Raw genomic sequence first — 15,184 nt, 5'->3', positions numbered from 1 at the left:
TGTCAGACCGCCTCTTCCTGGCGGGCGGCCGCGAGGCGGACCGCGTCGAGGATCTTCTCGTAACCGGTGCAGCGGCAGAGGTTGCCGGAGAGCGCCTCGCGGATGTCCGCGTCGGACGGCTCGGCATTGCGCTCGAGCAGCTCGTCGGCGGCGACCAGCAGACCGGGGGTGCAGAAACCGCACTGCACGGCGCCGGCGTCGATGAACGCCTGCTGGATCGGGGAGAGTTCGCCCTGCTCGCCGGCCTGACCGTCGGAGGCCCGCGGGCGGAGCCCGCCGTTGGACGGGCGCGCCTCCCAGCCCTTGGCGGCGTCCAGCGAGGTACCGCAGGCGCCGGTGGCGCAGCCGCCGTGCTCGGCGCGCTGCTTGGCGTAGTCCGCCAGGCCCTCTACGGTGACGACCTCGCGGCCCTCGACCTGACCCGCGGCGACGAGACAGGAACAGACCGGCACGCCGTCCAGGCGGACCGTGCAGGAGCCGCACTCGCCCTGCTCGCAGGCGTTCTTGGAGCCCGGCAGGCCCATGCGCTCGCGCAGTACGTAGAGAAGGCTCTCGCCCTCCCACACGTCGTCGGCTTCCTGCTGACGACCGTTGACCGTGAAGTTCACGCGCATTATGCGACTCCCTCAATGCTGCGGCCATTGCCGCGGTAGGACTCCCACGTCCAGCCGAGCGTGCGGCGGGCCATGATGCCGACCGCGTGGCGGCGGTAGCTGGCGGTGCCGCGCACATCGTCGATGGGGCTGCAGCCGGCGGAAGCGAGCTCCGCGAACTGCTTGGCGATCGACGGGGTGATGATCTTCTTGCTGTCCCAGAAGCCGCCGTCTTCGAGCGCGGCGTTCAAGAACTCCTCGGCCGCCTTCGCCCGTACCGGGGTCGGGGCGGCGGAGCCGATGCCGGTGCGCACCGTACGGGTCTCGGGGTGCAGGGCCAGGCCGAAGGCGCAGACGGCGATGACCATCGCGTTGCGGGTGCCGACCTTGGAGAACTGCTGCGGGCCGTCGGCCTTCTTGATGTGCACGGCGCGGATGAGCTCGTCCGGGGCCAGTGCGTTGCGCTTCACGCCGGTGTAGAACTCGTCGATCGGGATCAGGCGGCTGCCGCGCACCGACTCGGCCTCGACCTCGGCGCCCGCTGCGAGCAGCGCCGGGTGGGCGTCGCCGGCCGGGGACGCGGTGCCGAGGTTGCCGCCGACGCCGCCGCGGTTGCGGATCTGCGGGGAGGCCACGGTGTGCGACGCCAGTGCCAGACCGGGCAGCTCGGCCCGGAGGTCGTCCATGATCCCGGTGTACGGCACGGAGGCGCCCAGGCGGACGGTGTCCTCGCCGATCTCCCATTCGCGCAGTTCGCCGATGCGGTTCAGGTCCATGAGGTACTCGGGCCGGCGGTGGTCGAAGTTGATCTCGACCATCACATCGGTGCCACCCGCGATGGGGACAGCGGTGGGGTGCTCGGCCTTGGCGGCGAGCGCCTCCTCCCAGCTGGCGGGGCGAAGGAAGTCCATGAGTGGCTCTCTTCTTCTTAATCGGGGTCGTTCGTCGCAACGGGCCCGGGACGGCCGGCCCTCGACTGGTTATTCATGTGCCGTTAACGCTGTGTGGCCCCAGTACACAAGGCGTGCCCCGCCCGGTGCAGTCACCGAAACCATGAAGGAGTTGGCTGGTCGCCTGTCTCGTCTTGTAGATTCGAACGAAAGGCGAGGCTCAGCAACCTCACTGTTTTCCCATGAAAACCGTGGCCAGGGGCCACCGGCAACAACGAGACAGATCGGCGGCGACGAGATGCGGCTGCGCGCACTTCTGGAGACCGAAGCGCTGGGACTGCGGCTGCTCGGCGGTGAGGACGAACTCGACCGCGGCGTACGTGGCGTGATGACGACCGACCTGCGGGACCCGAGCCGCTATCTCTCCGGCGGCGAACTGGTGCTTACGGGGCTCGCCTGGCGGCATTCGGCCGAGGACTCGGAGCCGTTCGTCCGGATCCTGGCGGGCGCCGGGGTGGCCGGTCTGGCGGCCGGCGAGGCCGAACTGGGGAACATTCCCGGTGATCTCGTGAAGGCGTGTTCTCGCCATCGGCTGCCACTCTTTGCAGTTAATGAATCTGTTGCATTCGCGACGATCACAGAGTATGTCGTGCGCCAGGTCTCCGGCGAGCGCGCCGGTGACCTCGCGGCAGTCGTCGACAGGCACAGAAGGCTGATGACCTCGGGTCCCGCGGGCGGCGGCCCCGACGTGGTCCTGGACCTCCTCGGCTCCGACCTGGACCTTCGCGCCTGGGTGCTCTCCCCCACCGGCCGCCAGATCGCGGGCGCGGGCGACCCGCTGCCCGGCCCGGTGAGCGCCACGCTCGCGGGCGAGCATCTGGCCGCGACCCGTACCGGCCGCCGCGGCCCGCACCGCGCGACCGTCGGAGGAGCGACGTACTCCCTCTTCCCGATCCGCAACACCGGACGCGGAGCCGCCCCCGCGTCCCGCGACGTACGCGAGAGCGTCCTGTCGGACTGGCTGCTGGCGGTCGAGGCCGACGCGGGCGACTGGCCGGCCGCCCGGCTGGATCTGCTGCAGGGCGTGACCCAGCTGATCGCCGTCGAGCGGGACCGGCGCGAGGCGGCCCGTACGGTACGGCGCCGGCTCGCCCAGGAAGTCCTCGAACTGGTCCAGACGAGTGCCGCGCCCGCCGAGATCGCGGCCAGGCTGCGGGTGGCCGCCCCCGTACTGCTGCCCGGCCTCGGGACCGCGCCGCACTGGCAGGTCGTGGTGGCCCGGGTGGAGTGGGAGCAGGACGAGGCGGCGGGGGCCGCGATCGAGGCCGGTCCCGTCGCCCAGTCCCTGCTGGAGGAGATCCTGGTCGACCCGACGGCCGAGGGCGCCGACTCCGGCGACCGGATCGCGGTCGCCCACACCGGGGACGAGGCGATCGCGCTGGTCCCGCTGCCCGCCCTCCCCGTCGACCCGGAGGGCCCCGACGTCGAGTCCACGGAGGCCGGACTGCACGCGGACGCGCTGCTCGGCTCCGTACGCGACCCGCTCTCGGCCGGTCTCGACGGCGACGGACGGCTCACGCTGGGCGTCAGCGCGGCCGTCAGCTCGGCGGAGGGCCTGCGCGGCGCGCTGGAGGAGGCCCGGCACGCCCGCCGGGTGGCCGCGGCCCGCCCCGGCCGGGTCTGCGCCGCCGGCCACCACGAGCTGGCCTCGCACGTCCTGCTGCTGCCGTTCGTCCCGGACGACGTGCGCCGCGCCTTCACGGCCCGGCTGCTGGACCCGTTGCGCGATTACGACCGGCGGCACCGGGCGGAGCTGATCCCGACGCTGGAGGCGTTCCTGGACTGCGACGGGTCCTGGACGCGGTGTGCGACGCGGCTGCATCTGCATGTGAACACCCTGCGGTACAGGGTGGGCAGGATCGAGCAACTGACGAGCCGTGATCTGTCGCGCCTGGAGGACAAGCTGGACTTCTTCCTGGCGCTGCGGATGAGCTGACTCGCATTCCGCCGAGCCAGGGGCCGGAAACTCACCCCGCCCGGCTCACCACCGTCACCCACACGAGGGACGGCGCAAGTCATTGAGTTGACGCTCCACCCCTCTCTCACCACGCGATTGTGAATTCATTCACCTGACCCCTTGGCCAGGCATGCCTATCCATGCTGAGATGCGGGCAGACTCAACAGCTCAATGGCGTGCTCGGGGAGGGCAAGTGGCGCATACCGCCATGTCTGGTTCCGGAACCACTGCAGGTGACGATCCACTCCAGACCGCGGTATGGCGGCTGCGCTCGCGCGGCTGTTGGACCGACGCAGCGGCTCTGCTCACCGCCCATGCGGCCGATCCGGCCGCGGCGCTCGAACGGGCCGGACTGCTCGTCGAGCGCTGCCTGTTCACCGGCGAGGGCTGGGCCGACGCGGAGGACGCGCTGCGTACGGCGGAGGCGGTGGCCGGGGACGACGAGGAGCGCGGCGGCGCGGCGTGCGAGCGCGGGCGGCTGGCGTACGCGGCGACCCGTATCGGCGTACGCGACCGCGCCGACGAGGCCCGCGCGGCACTCGGCCGGGCCGCGGCGCTGCTCGCCCCCACCTCGCCGGGACGACCGCTGCTGGACTTCCGCCGCGGCCTTGTCGCCGAGCACATCGCCGACTCCCCGCAGGCGGCCCGCGCCGCCTATCAGCGGGCGCACGCCGGAGCGGCCGCGCACGGGGACACGCTGCTGCTCTCGTTCACCTGGCGCCATCAGGCCGGACTCGCCCTGCGCGAAGGGGAGTTGGCGGAGGCACGGCACGGCTTCGCCGAGTCGCTGCGGATCCGCGAGGAGCTCGGCTTTCTGATCGGCACGGCCCCGGCGCTGGCCGCGCTCGCCGACTGCGAGCCGGAGCCGGAGGCGAGCCGGCTACGGGCGGAGGCGGGACGGCTGTTCCGTCTCCTGGGCGGCGTACCGATGTGGCTCGGCGCCCAACTGGCCCCGGCGGTGCCGGTCCAGTCCTCCCCGGTCCAGTCCCCTCCCGTCCAGTCCTCGCCTCCGCAGCCCGAGCCCGCGGCATGACCGGCGGCATGACGGGCGCGAGGAGCCACCGGTGAGGACCCGCCGGGCGGACGGCCCCGTCCCGGAACCCCAGTCGCCCTGGGACGAGATCACAACCGGCCTGTGGATGGGCGGCCATGTCTGGGCCGATGCGGACGGCCGCCATCTGGACGCCGTCATCGACCGTGAATTCGACCTGGTGATCAGCCTGTTCACCCGCCAGGGCCACGGTCCGCCCGACGGCATCGAGCACCATGTCGTCCCGATCCCGGACGACTGGCTGACCTCGGAGCAGATCGACGAGGTCCTCCGCCTGGCGCTCATCACCGCCGACGCCGTACGCTCAGGCCGCACCGCGCTCGTACGCTGCTACTCCGGCTACAACCGCTCGGGCCTGGTGGTGGCCCAGACCCTGATCGAACTGGGCCACGACGGCGCGGGAGCGATCGACCTGGTCCGGCGCAGGCGTTCGCCGTGGGCCCTGCACAACGTCGCCTTCGAGCAGTACCTCATGACCGGCCTGGACATCGCCTCACTGCTGACGGGCCTGGAGTCACCGTCCTGACCATCCGGCTCACACCAGCCAGGCAAGGGCCCTGACCGGATTCATGACCAGCAGTACGAGGACGACGGCCACGACGACCCAGAGAACTCCCCACCCACGGCGCCGCCGCGCCTGCCGCTGCCGATCGGGCCACGCCCGCCACGCCTCGGGCTCGGCCCGCACCCGACTCCTGCCCCGCTTCCCCAGCCGGCGCACCCTGCCCTGCTGCCGGGCGGCCTCCTCGTCCTCGCGCCGCAACCGCTCGGCCACCATCCGCGCCCGCGCGGACGGCTCCTTCGGCGCGGCGAGCCGTGCGGGTCCTTCGCTCTCGCGCTGGAACTCCTCCCATGCCTCGTCGGGTATGGACGACTCCGGTAGCTCCGCGGTCATCAACGACCCCCCGTTCGTACGGACTTCGACAATGGCGCCACAGATTAGTGCAGCCATGGCCAAGGGTCATCGGCGGGTGGGCAGGGGATGCCGCGACCGGATGGGGCGTCAGCCCTCCGCGCCCGTGAGGTGCTCCCTCACCAGCGACTGCACCACCGTCAGGTCTTCTGCCACCAGTGCCTCCAGCAGTGCCATGTGCTCCGCCGCGTCCGCCACCAGGTCCGCGCGACGGGTGACCGGGGCGCTCGTCAGTGGCCATTGGGAACGGCGGTGGAGGTCGTCCGCGACCGCCACGAGTTGCTGGTTGCCCGACAGGGCGAGTAGCGCCCGGTGGAAGGCGCGGTCCGTTTCCGCGTAGGCGGCGCGGTCGCCCGTTGCCGCCGCCGCTGCCGTCGCGTCGGCCAGGGGGCGCAGCGCCGACCAGCGGGCGGCCGGGATCGTGCGGGCCAGGCGGAGCATGACCGGGATTTCGATCAGGGCGCGGACCTCGGCGAGTTCGGCCAGTTCGCGGGCGCTGCGGACGGTGACGCGGAAGCCGCGGTTGGGGACGACCTCGACCGCGCCCTCGATGGCGAGCTGCTGCATCGCCTCGCGTACGGGTGTGGCCGAGACGCCGAAGCGTTCGCCGAGGACAGGGGCGGAGTAGACCTCGCCGGGGGCAAGCTCGCCGTCGACGAGGGCTGTGCGCAGGGCTTCGAGGATCTGGCCGCGGACCGAGTGGCGCTGAACCGTGCGGGGGGCTGTGCCCGGCGCGGGGGGCTCGCTGTGGGTGTGTTCGCCGCGGGCCCGTTCCGGGACAACGCGGGCCTGTTCCGGGATAAGGGGACGGGCGGGCCGGGAGTCCGCCGGACCTGCCTGTTCGGGGACGTGCGGGGACGCGAAAAGCTGCGGCGCCGCGGCGCCGCGCGCTCGGGCCTGCTCCACTCGGGTCCTCCTCCGGACGGCGGTCTGGCCCGGCTCGCGTACGCATGGGCCCTTGTGCACCATAGGCGGACAAGACGACAGTTCAAACATCGATCGCGTCGGGTAAGGTAAGGCTAACCTCCTAACGATCGCGATTCGGTGGTCCCGGCATGACCCGTCCCGCCCTGCTGCCCGCCCTTGCCTCGCCCGTCCAGGACGCCTACACCCGCCTGGCCGAGGTCTTCTCCGGGCTGCGGATACGGGAGCTCTCGGAGGGCGAGCAGGCCCCCGTGGGCGGCGGCTGGGTGGGCGCCGCGGAGCTCGCTGCGGGTGGGCCCGCCCTCGACGCCTTTCTCGCCTGGGACGACGCGCAGGTCCTGCGGGACTACGGACAGCAGGCCCGCCCCGACGTCATCGCCGGCTTCGGCCTGCACCGCTACGCCTGGCCCGCCTGTCTGCTGATCACGGTCCCCTGGTTTCTCCACCGCCGCGTGCCGCGCCTGCCCGTCGAGGACGTCGCCTTCCAGCGGACGCTCGGCCGCATGACGGTCCGCGTGAGGGAATTCACCTGCCTGCCGGGCGACCGGGCCGCGCAGCTGCCCGGCGCCCGCGTGGTCCCTGACGAGGAGGCCCTGTGCGCCGCGGTGCGTGACGCCGTCGCCGAGCACATCGGGCCCGTACTGGACGGCTTCGCCCCACGGATGCGACGCGGCAGGCGCGCGCTGTGGGGCATGGCGACCGACGAGATCGTCGAGAGCCTGTGGTACGTCGGGAATCTGCTCGGCGAGGAGCAGCGCGCGGTGGCGGAGCTGGGGCAGCTGCTGCCGGGCACCACCAAGCCCTACGTCGGGACCGCCGGCTTCCGCGAGCTCACCGGCCCGGCCGGCGAGCTGCTGCCGACCCGAGACCGGGCCGGCTGTTGCCTCTTCTACACCCTGCGGCCCGAGGACACGTGCGTCACCTGTCCGCGCACATGTGACGCGGACCGCGTGGAACGGCTGCGGCCGAGCGTCTGATCCCCCGTATGCCGGTTGACACGCCATCCGACCGGGTGACGTAAATCGAACCAACTCCCCTTGTTCATACGGCAGTTCGAGCGAAACGCACCTATCTGTATGCCCTGGTGCCCCATTGGCGTTCTCTTGCCCCGAAACCCCTTGGGGGCGCTGGGACTTCGGCCACTATGGCGGCCGAAACGCTCTACCGCGATGCAAGGGACACCGCCCATGAGACTGACCGACATATCACTGTGGCTGCTTCCTGGCGGCGTGATGCTCCTGGGGTGCCTGGGCGCGGTGACGGTGTTCACACGCGGCAAGCGCGCCAGTGACAAGGCCTCTGACGACTCCTGGGAACGCAGCGAGGAGCGCCGACGGCGCAAGGAGGCGATCTACGGCACGGCCTCCTATGTGCTCCTGTTCTGCTGTGCCGCCGTCGCCGCCGCGCTCTCCTTCCACGGCCTGGTCGGCTTCGGCCAGCAGAATCTCAACCTCACCGGGGGCTGGGAGTATCTCGTCCCCTTCGGCCTCGACGGCGCCGCCATGTTCTGCTCGGTGCTGGCCGTGCGCGAGGCCAGCCACGGTGACGCGGCGCTCGGCTCGCGGCTGCTGGTGTGGCTGTTCGCGGGCGCGGCCGCCTGGTTCAACTGGGTACACGCACCAAGGGGGTTCGGCCACGACGGGGCCCCTCAGTTCTTCTCCGGGATGTCGCTCTCGGCAGCCGTCCTGTTCGACCGGGCGCTCAAGCAGACCCGCCGGGCGGCGCTGCGCGAGCAGGGCCTGGTGCCCCGCCCGCTGCCGCAGATCCGCGTCGTGCGCTGGCTGCGCGCTCCCCGGGAGACCTTCGGCGCCTGGTCGCTGATGCTTCTGGAGGGCGTACGCACCCTGGACGAGGCGGTGGAGGAGGTCCGCGAGGACCGGCAGCTGAAGGAGCAGAACCGCCTGCGGAGGCGGGACCGGGAGAAGATGGAACGGGCGCAGATAAGGGCACTCAACCGGCAGCACCGAGCCTGGGGGCGCGGCCGCCACCGCCTGTCCGAACTGCGCTCGGAGCTTCCCGCCCTGGGCTCCGCAACCGGTTCGGCACAGACCGCCTCGGGCGGCGTCGGGTCCGTCGCGGAGCCTGCCATATCCGAGCCGGGACAGCTGCCATATCGTTCCCGGCCCTCCCTGCAGGCCGTGAAACCGGCCAACGGCGCTGAGCCGCGGACGATCGACCTCACCGCTGAGGACGACACCCAGGCGCTGCCGCGTCTCGACTCCCTGGAGCGGAAGCTCACGGATCTCGAGCGGCAGTTCGGCTAGGTCCTGTCCGGTCGATCAGGCCGGATCAGGGAGCGGGGTCTGGCGTGGTGCCTCGCAGGCCGGAGGATGGGGGTCCCCCCGCCGAAGGCAGGGGGAGAGCCCACGCGGAGCGTAGGCGACTGACGACAACGCAGCGAGGTGCCGTGCCAGGGCACGCGAGCCCGGCAAGATCGGCCGGACAGGACCTAAGCGCAGCGCAACCCACACGAAGGCCGGTCTGCGAGGGTCAGACCGGCCTTCCGTGCAGCTCGAACCAGACCACCTTGCCCACGCCGTGCGTATGGACGCCCCACGCGTCGGCCAGGCTCTGCACCAGCACAAGCCCGCGGCCGTGGGTGTCCAGGTGCGCCGCCGGTGCACGGGGAACCGGCAGTCCGGCCATGAAGTCCCGTACCTCCACGCGGAGGGTGGAGGCCGCGACGGTCGCCGTGACGACCGCGCCGTGATCGGTGTGGACGAGCGCGTTGGTCACCAGCTCGCTGGCCAGCAGCTCCGCCACGTCCTTCGTGTCCTGCCCCCTCCAGTGCCGTAACAACTCCCGTAAAGCACGTCGCACTTCGGGCACGGCAGTGAGATCCGCACAGCCCAGCCTGCGATGCAGCAGACCGCGCCCTTCTCGCTCTGCCCCGGATTCCCGGCCGCACCCGCTCGCCGCCTGCCCGGCCTCTCCCTGACGCCCCGTCATCATCCCCACCCGCACGTCGGAACAGCCCCTTCTCCGGAATGACTCCCTTTGTCGCACACGCTCACGGACATGCATTCCCCGCGCGGAGAGCACCACTCATGTCGATTCATCAACCACACGCCGGGCCGGGCTCAGGGCCTCGGTACGTTTCGGAGGTTGGAGCGAGCCAGCTGCACCATCCGGCCCACGCCGCCGTCCAGCACGATCTTGCTGGCGGAGAGCGCGAAACCCGTGACCATGTCGGCGCTGATCTTCGGCGGGATGGACAGCGCGTTCGGGTCGGTGACCACATCCACCAGGGCCGGGCCCTTGTGCCGGAAGGCGTCCTTGAGTGCGCCCGCCAGCTGCCTGGGCTTCTCGACCCGGACGCCGTACGCACCGGCCGCCCGCGCGATCGCCGCGAAGTCGGGATTGCGGTTGGCGGTCCCGTACGCGGGAAGTCCCGCGACCAGCATCTCCAGCTCGACCATGCCCAGCGAGGAGTTGTTGAAGAGCACGATCTTCACCGGCAGGTCGTACTGGACGAGGGTGAGGAAGTCGCCCATCAGCATGGTGAATCCGCCGTCGCCCGACATCGAGACGACCTGGCGGCCGCGGTCGGTGAACTGAGCGCCGATCGCCTGCGGGAGGGCGTTGGCCATCGAGCCGTGGCTGAAGGAACCGATGATCCGGCGGCGGCCGTTGGGTGAGAGATAGCGCGCGGCCCACACATTGCACATGCCGGTGTCCACGGTGAACACGGCGTCGTCGTCGGCGAGTTCGTCCAGTACGGAGGCGACGTACTCGGGATGGATCGGGACGTGCTTGTCCACCTTGCGGGTGTAGGCCCTGATGACGCCCTCAAGGGCGTCGGCGTGCTTCTTCAGCATCTTGTCGAGGAACCTGCGGTCCGTCTTGGCGCGCACGCGCGGTGTGAGGCAGCGCAGCGTCTCGCGTACGTCGCCCCAGACGGCCAGATCCAGCTTTGAGCGGCGGCCGAGATGCTCGGGCCTGACGTCGACCTGGGCGATCTTGACGTCGTCGGGGAGGAAGGCGTTGTACGGGAAGTCCGTGCCCAGCAGAATCAGCAGGTCGCACTCGTGGGTGGCCTCGTACGCCGCTCCGTAGCCGAGCAGACCGCTCATGCCCACGTCGAACCTGTTCTCGTACTGAATCCACTCCTTGCCACGCAGCGCGTGCCCCACCGGCGACTTGACGCGCTCGGCGAACTCCATCACCTCGGCGTGCGCGCCCGCCGTGCCGCTGCCGCAGAAGAGCGTGACCCGGTCCGCCTCGTCGATCATGCGGACCAGCTTGTCGATCTCCGAGTCCCCGGGCCGCACGGTGGGGCGGGAGGTGACCAGCGCATGCTCGACGGACTTCTCGGGTGCCGCCTGTGAGGCGATGTCACCGGGCAGGGATACGACACTGACGCCGCCGCGGCCGATCGCGTGCTGGATCGCCGTCTGGAGCAGCCGGGGCATCTGCCGCGGGTTGGAGATCATCTCGTTGTAGTGACTGCACTCGCGGAACAGCTGGTCGGGATGTGTCTCCTGGAAGTAGCCGAGGCCGATCTCGCTGGAGGGGATGTGCGAAGCGAGGGCCAGCACGGGGGCCATGGAGCGGTGGGCGTCGTACAGCCCGTTGATGAGGTGCAGATTGCCGGGGCCGCAGGATCCCGCGCAGGCCGCGAGCTTCCCGGTGATCTGGGCCTCGGCACCGGCCGCGAAGGCGGCGGTCTCCTCGTGCCTGACCTGGATCCAGTCGATGGCGGAGTTGCGCCGGATGGCGTCGACGACGGGGTTGAGGCTGTCGCCGACAACGCCGTACATCCGCTGAACTCCGGCCCGGGCGAGGATGTCGACGAACTGCTCCGCCACATTCTGCTTGGCCATGGAATGCGTACCCTTCTCCGCTCAATGGGCCTGAACGTCCATCAACCCATGGAGGGAGCGGTTACGCCTCCCAGATGGCGACAGCCGTACGGTCGTCGGCGTACCCCTTCACCCTCAGCTGGGTGTCGGCGAGGAACGCCGCAAGACCGGGCGGCTCGGCGGGGGTCCAGCGCACGGCCAGCTCCTCGGCGAGGGCGGGCTCGCAGCGCAGCGGCTCGGCCAGGCCCGTGCTGCACAGCAGCAGGGTGTCGCCCGGACGGGCCACGGAGGCACGGAAGCGGAAGGGTTCGGCCGGTGGCGGGGGCGGTGCCTCGATGTACGGCGAGGGCGGCGTCGCGATCCCCAGGTCCATGGTGAGCCGGTCGCCCTCGGGGGTCTCGGCGGGCGGTGACCCGAATCCGACGACGGGGTCGCCGGTGACTGCCGCGCGCTCGGGGACCGAGGGCTCGATGTCCTGCCAGGCGCCGTCACGCAGACGGAACAGACCGCCCCCGCCGACGCCGAAGAACACCCGGGTGCGGCACTCGGGATCGGCGGAGAGCAGCAGACAGCGCAGATGGGCGGTGTACTCCTCCGGCTGGACACCGAGCTCGGCGGCGCCCGCGCGCAGTTTGCCGAAGGTGCGGTCGGTGAGCCGGTGGAGCCCGGATTTGAGGTCGCCGCGGCGGCCTGCCCTGATGTCCTCGGAGAGCCGGGCGTGGCTGCGGCCGACGGCTTCGCCGATCCAGCGGCAGGCGTCGGCGGCGGCGAGATGGGCGCCCTCGGCGGCGCGGGCGCCGCTGGCGACGGCGACCAGGACGAGCGCGGCATCGCCGGTGCCGAAGCGGGCGGTGAGCAGGGCGTCGCGGCGCGGCTCGCCGCGGTAGCGCGCGGAGTCGCCCCGGCTGGAGACGGCGCGCAGGGTGTACGTGCCGTAGCGGGCGCCGTCGAGCACGGTGTCGGCGACGAGTTCGTCCAGGTCCTGGGGCTGGGCCGGGGGCAGGGCGGTGGGCTCGGCGTCGTAGGTGGGCGGGCCGTCGCCGATGTGGCCGGCCTGGGGACGGGCGGGAGGCGTGGGCGGCGGCGTGGCCGGAGAGCCGGCCGACTCCTGGGGAGGGAGCGGGACTTGGGCGGGCGGGAGGTGCAGGGGCTCGGTGCGCGAGGGCTCAGTGCGCGGCGGCTCCCACGACGCGCGTTGCCTCGGGGGCGCGGCGGGCCGGTCCGGGGTGCTCGGCGCCGCGGCGGGCGGAGCGGGAGCGGAGACGTCCGCGGGGTGCGTCTCCCACCAGGCGCGCGGGCGCACCCGGTCCGGCGCCGGACGCGGTTCCGGGTACCGCTCCGGGCCCGGTTCTCGCGGCTCGGGTGCGTCGTCCGCAGCCACCGCATCCGCCGCCGAGTCGAATCGGTCGTCAAGCGTGTCGCCCGCTCTCGACGCGGGCCCGGTGTCCGGGGCGGACGCGTCGTACAGCCGGTTCCACCAGTCGTCCTCGGTGGCCGGCCTCTCCCCCTGCTGACTCATGCCCTTATTGTCCACCGCAAGGGCGGTACGAAAACGGGGCATCCGGAAAATAGGCGTCCGACGGGTGGTCCGCCGGGCGTCCCAACCCCCCACGGGAAGGACGTCCGGCGGACCGTTTCGTGGTCGGCGCAGGGCGTATGCGCCGGCCACGAGCTGTGCGCGAAATGCGCCGTTTCCGGGGGTTGTTGGTGCTGCGGTGGCGCCACATTGGCAGAGCGGCGGCCGGAGCAGGGATGATGTGCGAGGCGGGAATACGCCGTGGCCGGTTTCCGCCATCACGGCCGAAGAAGTGCACGTCCGGGGAGGGGTGGGGTCTGGTGCTGGGAGCGATAGGTCTCGACGAGAGACAGGAGTCGGCCTACCGCGCGCTCGTCGCGCTCGGAGCCGCAGAGGTCACCGATCTCGCGCACCGGCTGGCCCTGCCGGAGCCGGACACGGAACGCGCGCTGCGCAGGCTGGAGCAACAGGGCCTCGCCGCGCAGTCCTCGGCGCGTACGGGACGCTGGGTGGCGGCTCCGCCGGGAGTGGCGCTGGGGGCGCTGCTGACCCAGCAGCGGCACGAGCTGGATCAGGCCGAACTGGCGGCGGCGCTGCTCGCCGAGGAGTACCGCGCGGAGGCCGCCGAGCCCGCGGTGCACGATCTGGTCGAGGTGGTGACGGGCGCGAGCGCCGTCGCGCACCGTTTCGTACAGCTGCAGCTGGGTGCGACCGAGGAGGTCTGCGCCCTGGTCACCGGCAATCCGGTCGTGGTCACCGGAACGGACAACGAAGCGGAGGAGAAGGCGGCGGCGCGCGGCGTCACCTACCGCGTGGTGGTCGAGCGTGAGGTGCTGGCCATGCCCGGTGGGATCACCGAACTGAGCGCGGCGCTCGGCCGCGACGAACAGGTCAGGGTGGTGGAGCGGGTCCCGACCAAGCTGGTCGTCGCGGACCGGACCCTGGCGATGGTGCCGCTGACCGGGCGAGGGGCGGAGCCCGCGGCCCTCGTCGTCCATGCGAGCGGGCTCCTCGAATCGCTGACGGGCCTGTTCGAGGCGGTGTGGCGGGACGCCCTGCCGATACGGCTGGGCGCGCACGGCGACGTCTGTGAGGAAGCGGCTCCTGGGCCCGACGCCACGGATCTGGAGATCCTTTCGCTGCTGCTCGCCGGGATGACGGACGCGAGTGCGGCCAAGCAGCTGGACCTGGGACTGAGGACCGTTCAGCGCCGGGTGAAGGGGCTGATGGAGCTGACGGGCGTGACGACCCGGCTGCAGCTCGGCTGGCATGCCTACGCGAAGGGCTGGGTGGCTCGCGACCTGCGCGGTTGAGCGGGATCCTGCACCCTTGGCAGATGGGCGTGTGGCAGCTCCTGCTGGTCGGCCTGGTGATGCTGCTGGGCCTGCTCGGGGTACTCGTTCCCGGTGTGCCGGGGCGGTGGCTGGTGTGGGCCTCGGTCATGTGGTGGTCGCTGCACGAGAAGACCGGAACGGCCTGGGCCCTGCTGGTGGGCGCGACGGTGGTGTTGCTCGTCGACCAGGTGCTGGTGTGGCTGCTGCCGCCGCGCCGGCTGCGGGGGGTCGGGGTCACCCGCCGGATGGTCGTGTCCGCGGGCGTGGGGGCGCTGATCGGCTTCTTCCTGATACCGGTGGTGGGCGCGATCCCGGGATTCATCGGGGGGATCTACGGATCCGAACGGCTACGGCTGGGCGGGCACGGGCCGGCGGCGGCCTCGACGCGAACGGTGATGCGGGCGGTGGGGACGAGCGTGCTGGTGGAGCTGTTCGCGTGTCTGCTGGTCATGGGGGCGTGGCTGGGCGCGGTGCTGGCGAACTGAGCGGTGCCCGTCATCGGGGCTCCGCCCCCGCACCCCCGCGCCTGAACCCGGACAGAAGTCCTAGGACCCGACTGGGTCCCGTATCCGATGCGGCGGACGAGGTACGCGTGTGAGGCTGCGTACATGACCGAATTCAGCGAGGCCGAGCGCGCGTATCTCGCGTCCCAGCGGCTGGGACGGCTGGCGACCGTCGACCCGAAGGGCCAGCCGCAGGCGAACCCGGTCGGCTTCTTCCCCCAGGACGACGGGACGATCCTGATCGGCGGGTACGCCCTCGCGACGACGAAGAAGTGGCGCAACCTGCAGGCGAATCCGAAGGTGGCGCTGGTTGTCGACGACATTGTGAGCCTGCGCCCGTGGAGGGTGCGGGGGGTGGACATCCGGGGGGAGGCGGAACTGGTGACTGGGCCGCATGAGCTGGGGCCGCACTTCAGTGAGGAGCTGATCCGAATCCACCCGAAGAAGATCCACAGCTGGGGCTTGGAGTGAGGGGTGTTTCCCCCACCCCGCCCTCCCCCTACGGCCTGGCGGCCGTGGGAGGTACCCCCATCCCGAACTGGGGGGCAGGCCCCCAGACCCCCGTATGCGACCTTCGGCCGCATGTCCTCAAACGCCGGACAGGCTGATTTTCCGCCGGTCGGCCTGAATGTTCAGGCCGA

15 protein-coding genes are annotated in these 15,184 nt (G+C 71.6%); 8 read left to right on the top strand and 7 right to left on the bottom strand.

The features are described from left to right. Positions 1–2 precede the first annotated feature (2 nt). Both OOK40_RS17955 and OOK40_RS17950 read right to left on the bottom strand, forming a co-directional pair. Positions 3–614, bottom strand: coding sequence for a (2Fe-2S)-binding protein (locus OOK40_RS17955; protein ID WP_266482500.1), 612 nt, complete (start codon positions 612–614; stop codon positions 3–5). Further along, a complete protein-coding gene (locus OOK40_RS17950) occupies positions 614–1,504 on the bottom strand; it encodes a xanthine dehydrogenase family protein subunit M (RefSeq protein WP_266482498.1) in 891 nt (296 codons plus the stop codon). Before OOK40_RS17950 ends, OOK40_RS17955 begins: the two co-directional genes overlap by 1 nt. Before the next feature lie 277 nt (positions 1,505–1,781). Here OOK40_RS17950 and OOK40_RS17945 point away from each other — a divergent pair, with 277 nt between their 5' ends. From OOK40_RS17945 to OOK40_RS17935, 3 genes are all read left to right on the top strand, one after another. Next, positions 1,782–3,479, top strand: coding sequence for a PucR family transcriptional regulator (locus OOK40_RS17945; RefSeq protein WP_266482496.1), 1,698 nt, complete (start codon positions 1,782–1,784; stop codon positions 3,477–3,479). Between the two features lie 229 nt (positions 3,480–3,708). After that, entirely contained in the window at positions 3,709–4,533 is an 825-nt protein-coding gene (locus tag OOK40_RS17940) for a hypothetical protein (RefSeq protein ID WP_266482494.1), read from the top strand. 31 nt (positions 4,534–4,564) lie between these two features. After that, a complete protein-coding gene (locus tag OOK40_RS17935; protein WP_266482491.1) occupies positions 4,565–5,077 on the top strand; it encodes a protein phosphatase in 513 nt (170 codons plus the stop codon). A 9-nt stretch (positions 5,078–5,086) separates the two neighbouring features. On the opposite strand, the gene OOK40_RS17930 is transcribed toward OOK40_RS17935, so the two are convergent. Next, positions 5,087–5,446 carry a hypothetical protein gene (locus tag OOK40_RS17930; protein WP_266482487.1) on the bottom strand — a complete coding sequence of 120 codons (360 nt, stop codon included), beginning with the start codon at positions 5,444–5,446 and terminating at the stop codon, positions 5,087–5,089. Positions 5,447–5,554: 108 nt separating this feature from the next. Beyond that, the gene (locus tag OOK40_RS17925) at positions 5,555–6,370 is read right to left on the bottom strand and encodes a GntR family transcriptional regulator (RefSeq protein WP_266482483.1); all 816 of its coding nucleotides are present in this window, start codon (positions 6,368–6,370) and stop codon (positions 5,555–5,557) included. A gap of 149 nt (positions 6,371–6,519) precedes the next feature. Between OOK40_RS17925 and OOK40_RS17920 the strand changes: the two genes are divergently transcribed. Both OOK40_RS17920 and OOK40_RS17915 read left to right on the top strand, forming a co-directional pair. Next, positions 6,520–7,365, top strand: a complete 846-nt coding sequence (locus tag OOK40_RS17920; RefSeq protein ID WP_266482479.1) for a (2Fe-2S)-binding protein — start codon at positions 6,520–6,522, stop codon at positions 7,363–7,365. 210 nt (positions 7,366–7,575) lie between these two features. Continuing rightward, positions 7,576–8,652: a DUF2637 domain-containing protein gene (locus OOK40_RS17915; RefSeq protein WP_266482477.1), complete on the top strand. Its 1,077-nt coding sequence runs from the start codon at positions 7,576–7,578 to the stop codon at positions 8,650–8,652. 226 nt (positions 8,653–8,878) lie between these two features. On the opposite strand, the gene OOK40_RS17910 is transcribed toward OOK40_RS17915, so the two are convergent. The 3 genes from OOK40_RS17910 to OOK40_RS17900 form a co-directional block, all read right to left on the bottom strand. Further along, a complete protein-coding gene (locus tag OOK40_RS17910; protein ID WP_266484394.1) occupies positions 8,879–9,253 on the bottom strand; it encodes an ATP-binding protein in 375 nt (124 codons plus the stop codon). Positions 9,254–9,468: 215 nt separating this feature from the next. After that, positions 9,469–11,211, bottom strand: coding sequence for a pyruvate dehydrogenase (locus OOK40_RS17905; RefSeq protein ID WP_266482474.1), 1,743 nt, complete (start codon positions 11,209–11,211; stop codon positions 9,469–9,471). Positions 11,212–11,272: 61 nt separating this feature from the next. Beyond that, positions 11,273–12,709, bottom strand: a complete 1,437-nt coding sequence (locus OOK40_RS17900; RefSeq protein WP_266482472.1) for a protein phosphatase 2C domain-containing protein — start codon at positions 12,707–12,709, stop codon at positions 11,273–11,275. Positions 12,710–13,026: 317 nt separating this feature from the next. On the opposite strand from OOK40_RS17900, the gene OOK40_RS17895 reads away from it, so the two are divergent. From OOK40_RS17895 to OOK40_RS17885, 3 genes are all read left to right on the top strand, one after another. After that, positions 13,027–14,019, top strand: a complete 993-nt coding sequence (locus tag OOK40_RS17895) for a helix-turn-helix domain-containing protein (protein WP_266482470.1) — start codon at positions 13,027–13,029, stop codon at positions 14,017–14,019. A 23-nt stretch (positions 14,020–14,042) separates the two neighbouring features. Continuing rightward, positions 14,043–14,525: a DUF456 domain-containing protein gene (locus OOK40_RS17890; protein WP_266482468.1), complete on the top strand. Its 483-nt coding sequence runs from the start codon at positions 14,043–14,045 to the stop codon at positions 14,523–14,525. Between the two features lie 123 nt (positions 14,526–14,648). Beyond that, entirely contained in the window at positions 14,649–15,014 is a 366-nt protein-coding gene (locus OOK40_RS17885; RefSeq protein ID WP_266482465.1) for a PPOX class F420-dependent oxidoreductase, read from the top strand. Positions 15,015–15,184: the final 170 nt, after the last annotated feature.

It is taken from the genome of Streptomyces sp. NBC_01481 (assembly GCF_026339995.1).
GTDB lineage: Bacteria > Actinomycetota > Actinomycetes > Streptomycetales > Streptomycetaceae > Streptomyces.
This window is presented reverse-complemented; position numbering and strand designations above follow the sequence as displayed.

Excerpts from the sequence above, each read along its gene's own strand:
- OOK40_RS17920 (WP_266482479.1), top strand. The coding sequence starts at position 6,520 with ATGACCCGTCCCGCCCTGCTGCCCGCCCTTGCCTCGCCCGTCCAGGAC.
- OOK40_RS17945 (WP_266482496.1), top strand. The coding sequence starts at position 1,782 with ATGCGGCTGCGCGCACTTCTGGAGACCGAAGCGCTGGGACTGCGGCTG.
- OOK40_RS17950 (WP_266482498.1), bottom strand. The coding sequence starts at position 1,504 with ATGGACTTCCTTCGCCCCGCCAGCTGGGAGGAGGCGCTCGCCGCCAAG.
- OOK40_RS17890 (WP_266482468.1), top strand. The coding sequence starts at position 14,043 with ATGGGCGTGTGGCAGCTCCTGCTGGTCGGCCTGGTGATGCTGCTGGGC.
- OOK40_RS17940 (WP_266482494.1), top strand. The coding sequence starts at position 3,709 with ATGTCTGGTTCCGGAACCACTGCAGGTGACGATCCACTCCAGACCGCG.
- OOK40_RS17900 (WP_266482472.1), bottom strand. The coding sequence starts at position 12,709 with ATGAGTCAGCAGGGGGAGAGGCCGGCCACCGAGGACGACTGGTGGAAC.
- OOK40_RS17915 (WP_266482477.1), top strand. The coding sequence starts at position 7,576 with ATGAGACTGACCGACATATCACTGTGGCTGCTTCCTGGCGGCGTGATG.
- OOK40_RS17885 (WP_266482465.1), top strand. The coding sequence starts at position 14,649 with ATGACCGAATTCAGCGAGGCCGAGCGCGCGTATCTCGCGTCCCAGCGG.
- OOK40_RS17905 (WP_266482474.1), bottom strand. The coding sequence starts at position 11,211 with ATGGCCAAGCAGAATGTGGCGGAGCAGTTCGTCGACATCCTCGCCCGG.
- OOK40_RS17955 (WP_266482500.1), bottom strand. The coding sequence starts at position 614 with ATGCGCGTGAACTTCACGGTCAACGGTCGTCAGCAGGAAGCCGACGAC.
- OOK40_RS17930 (WP_266482487.1), bottom strand. The coding sequence starts at position 5,446 with ATGACCGCGGAGCTACCGGAGTCGTCCATACCCGACGAGGCATGGGAG.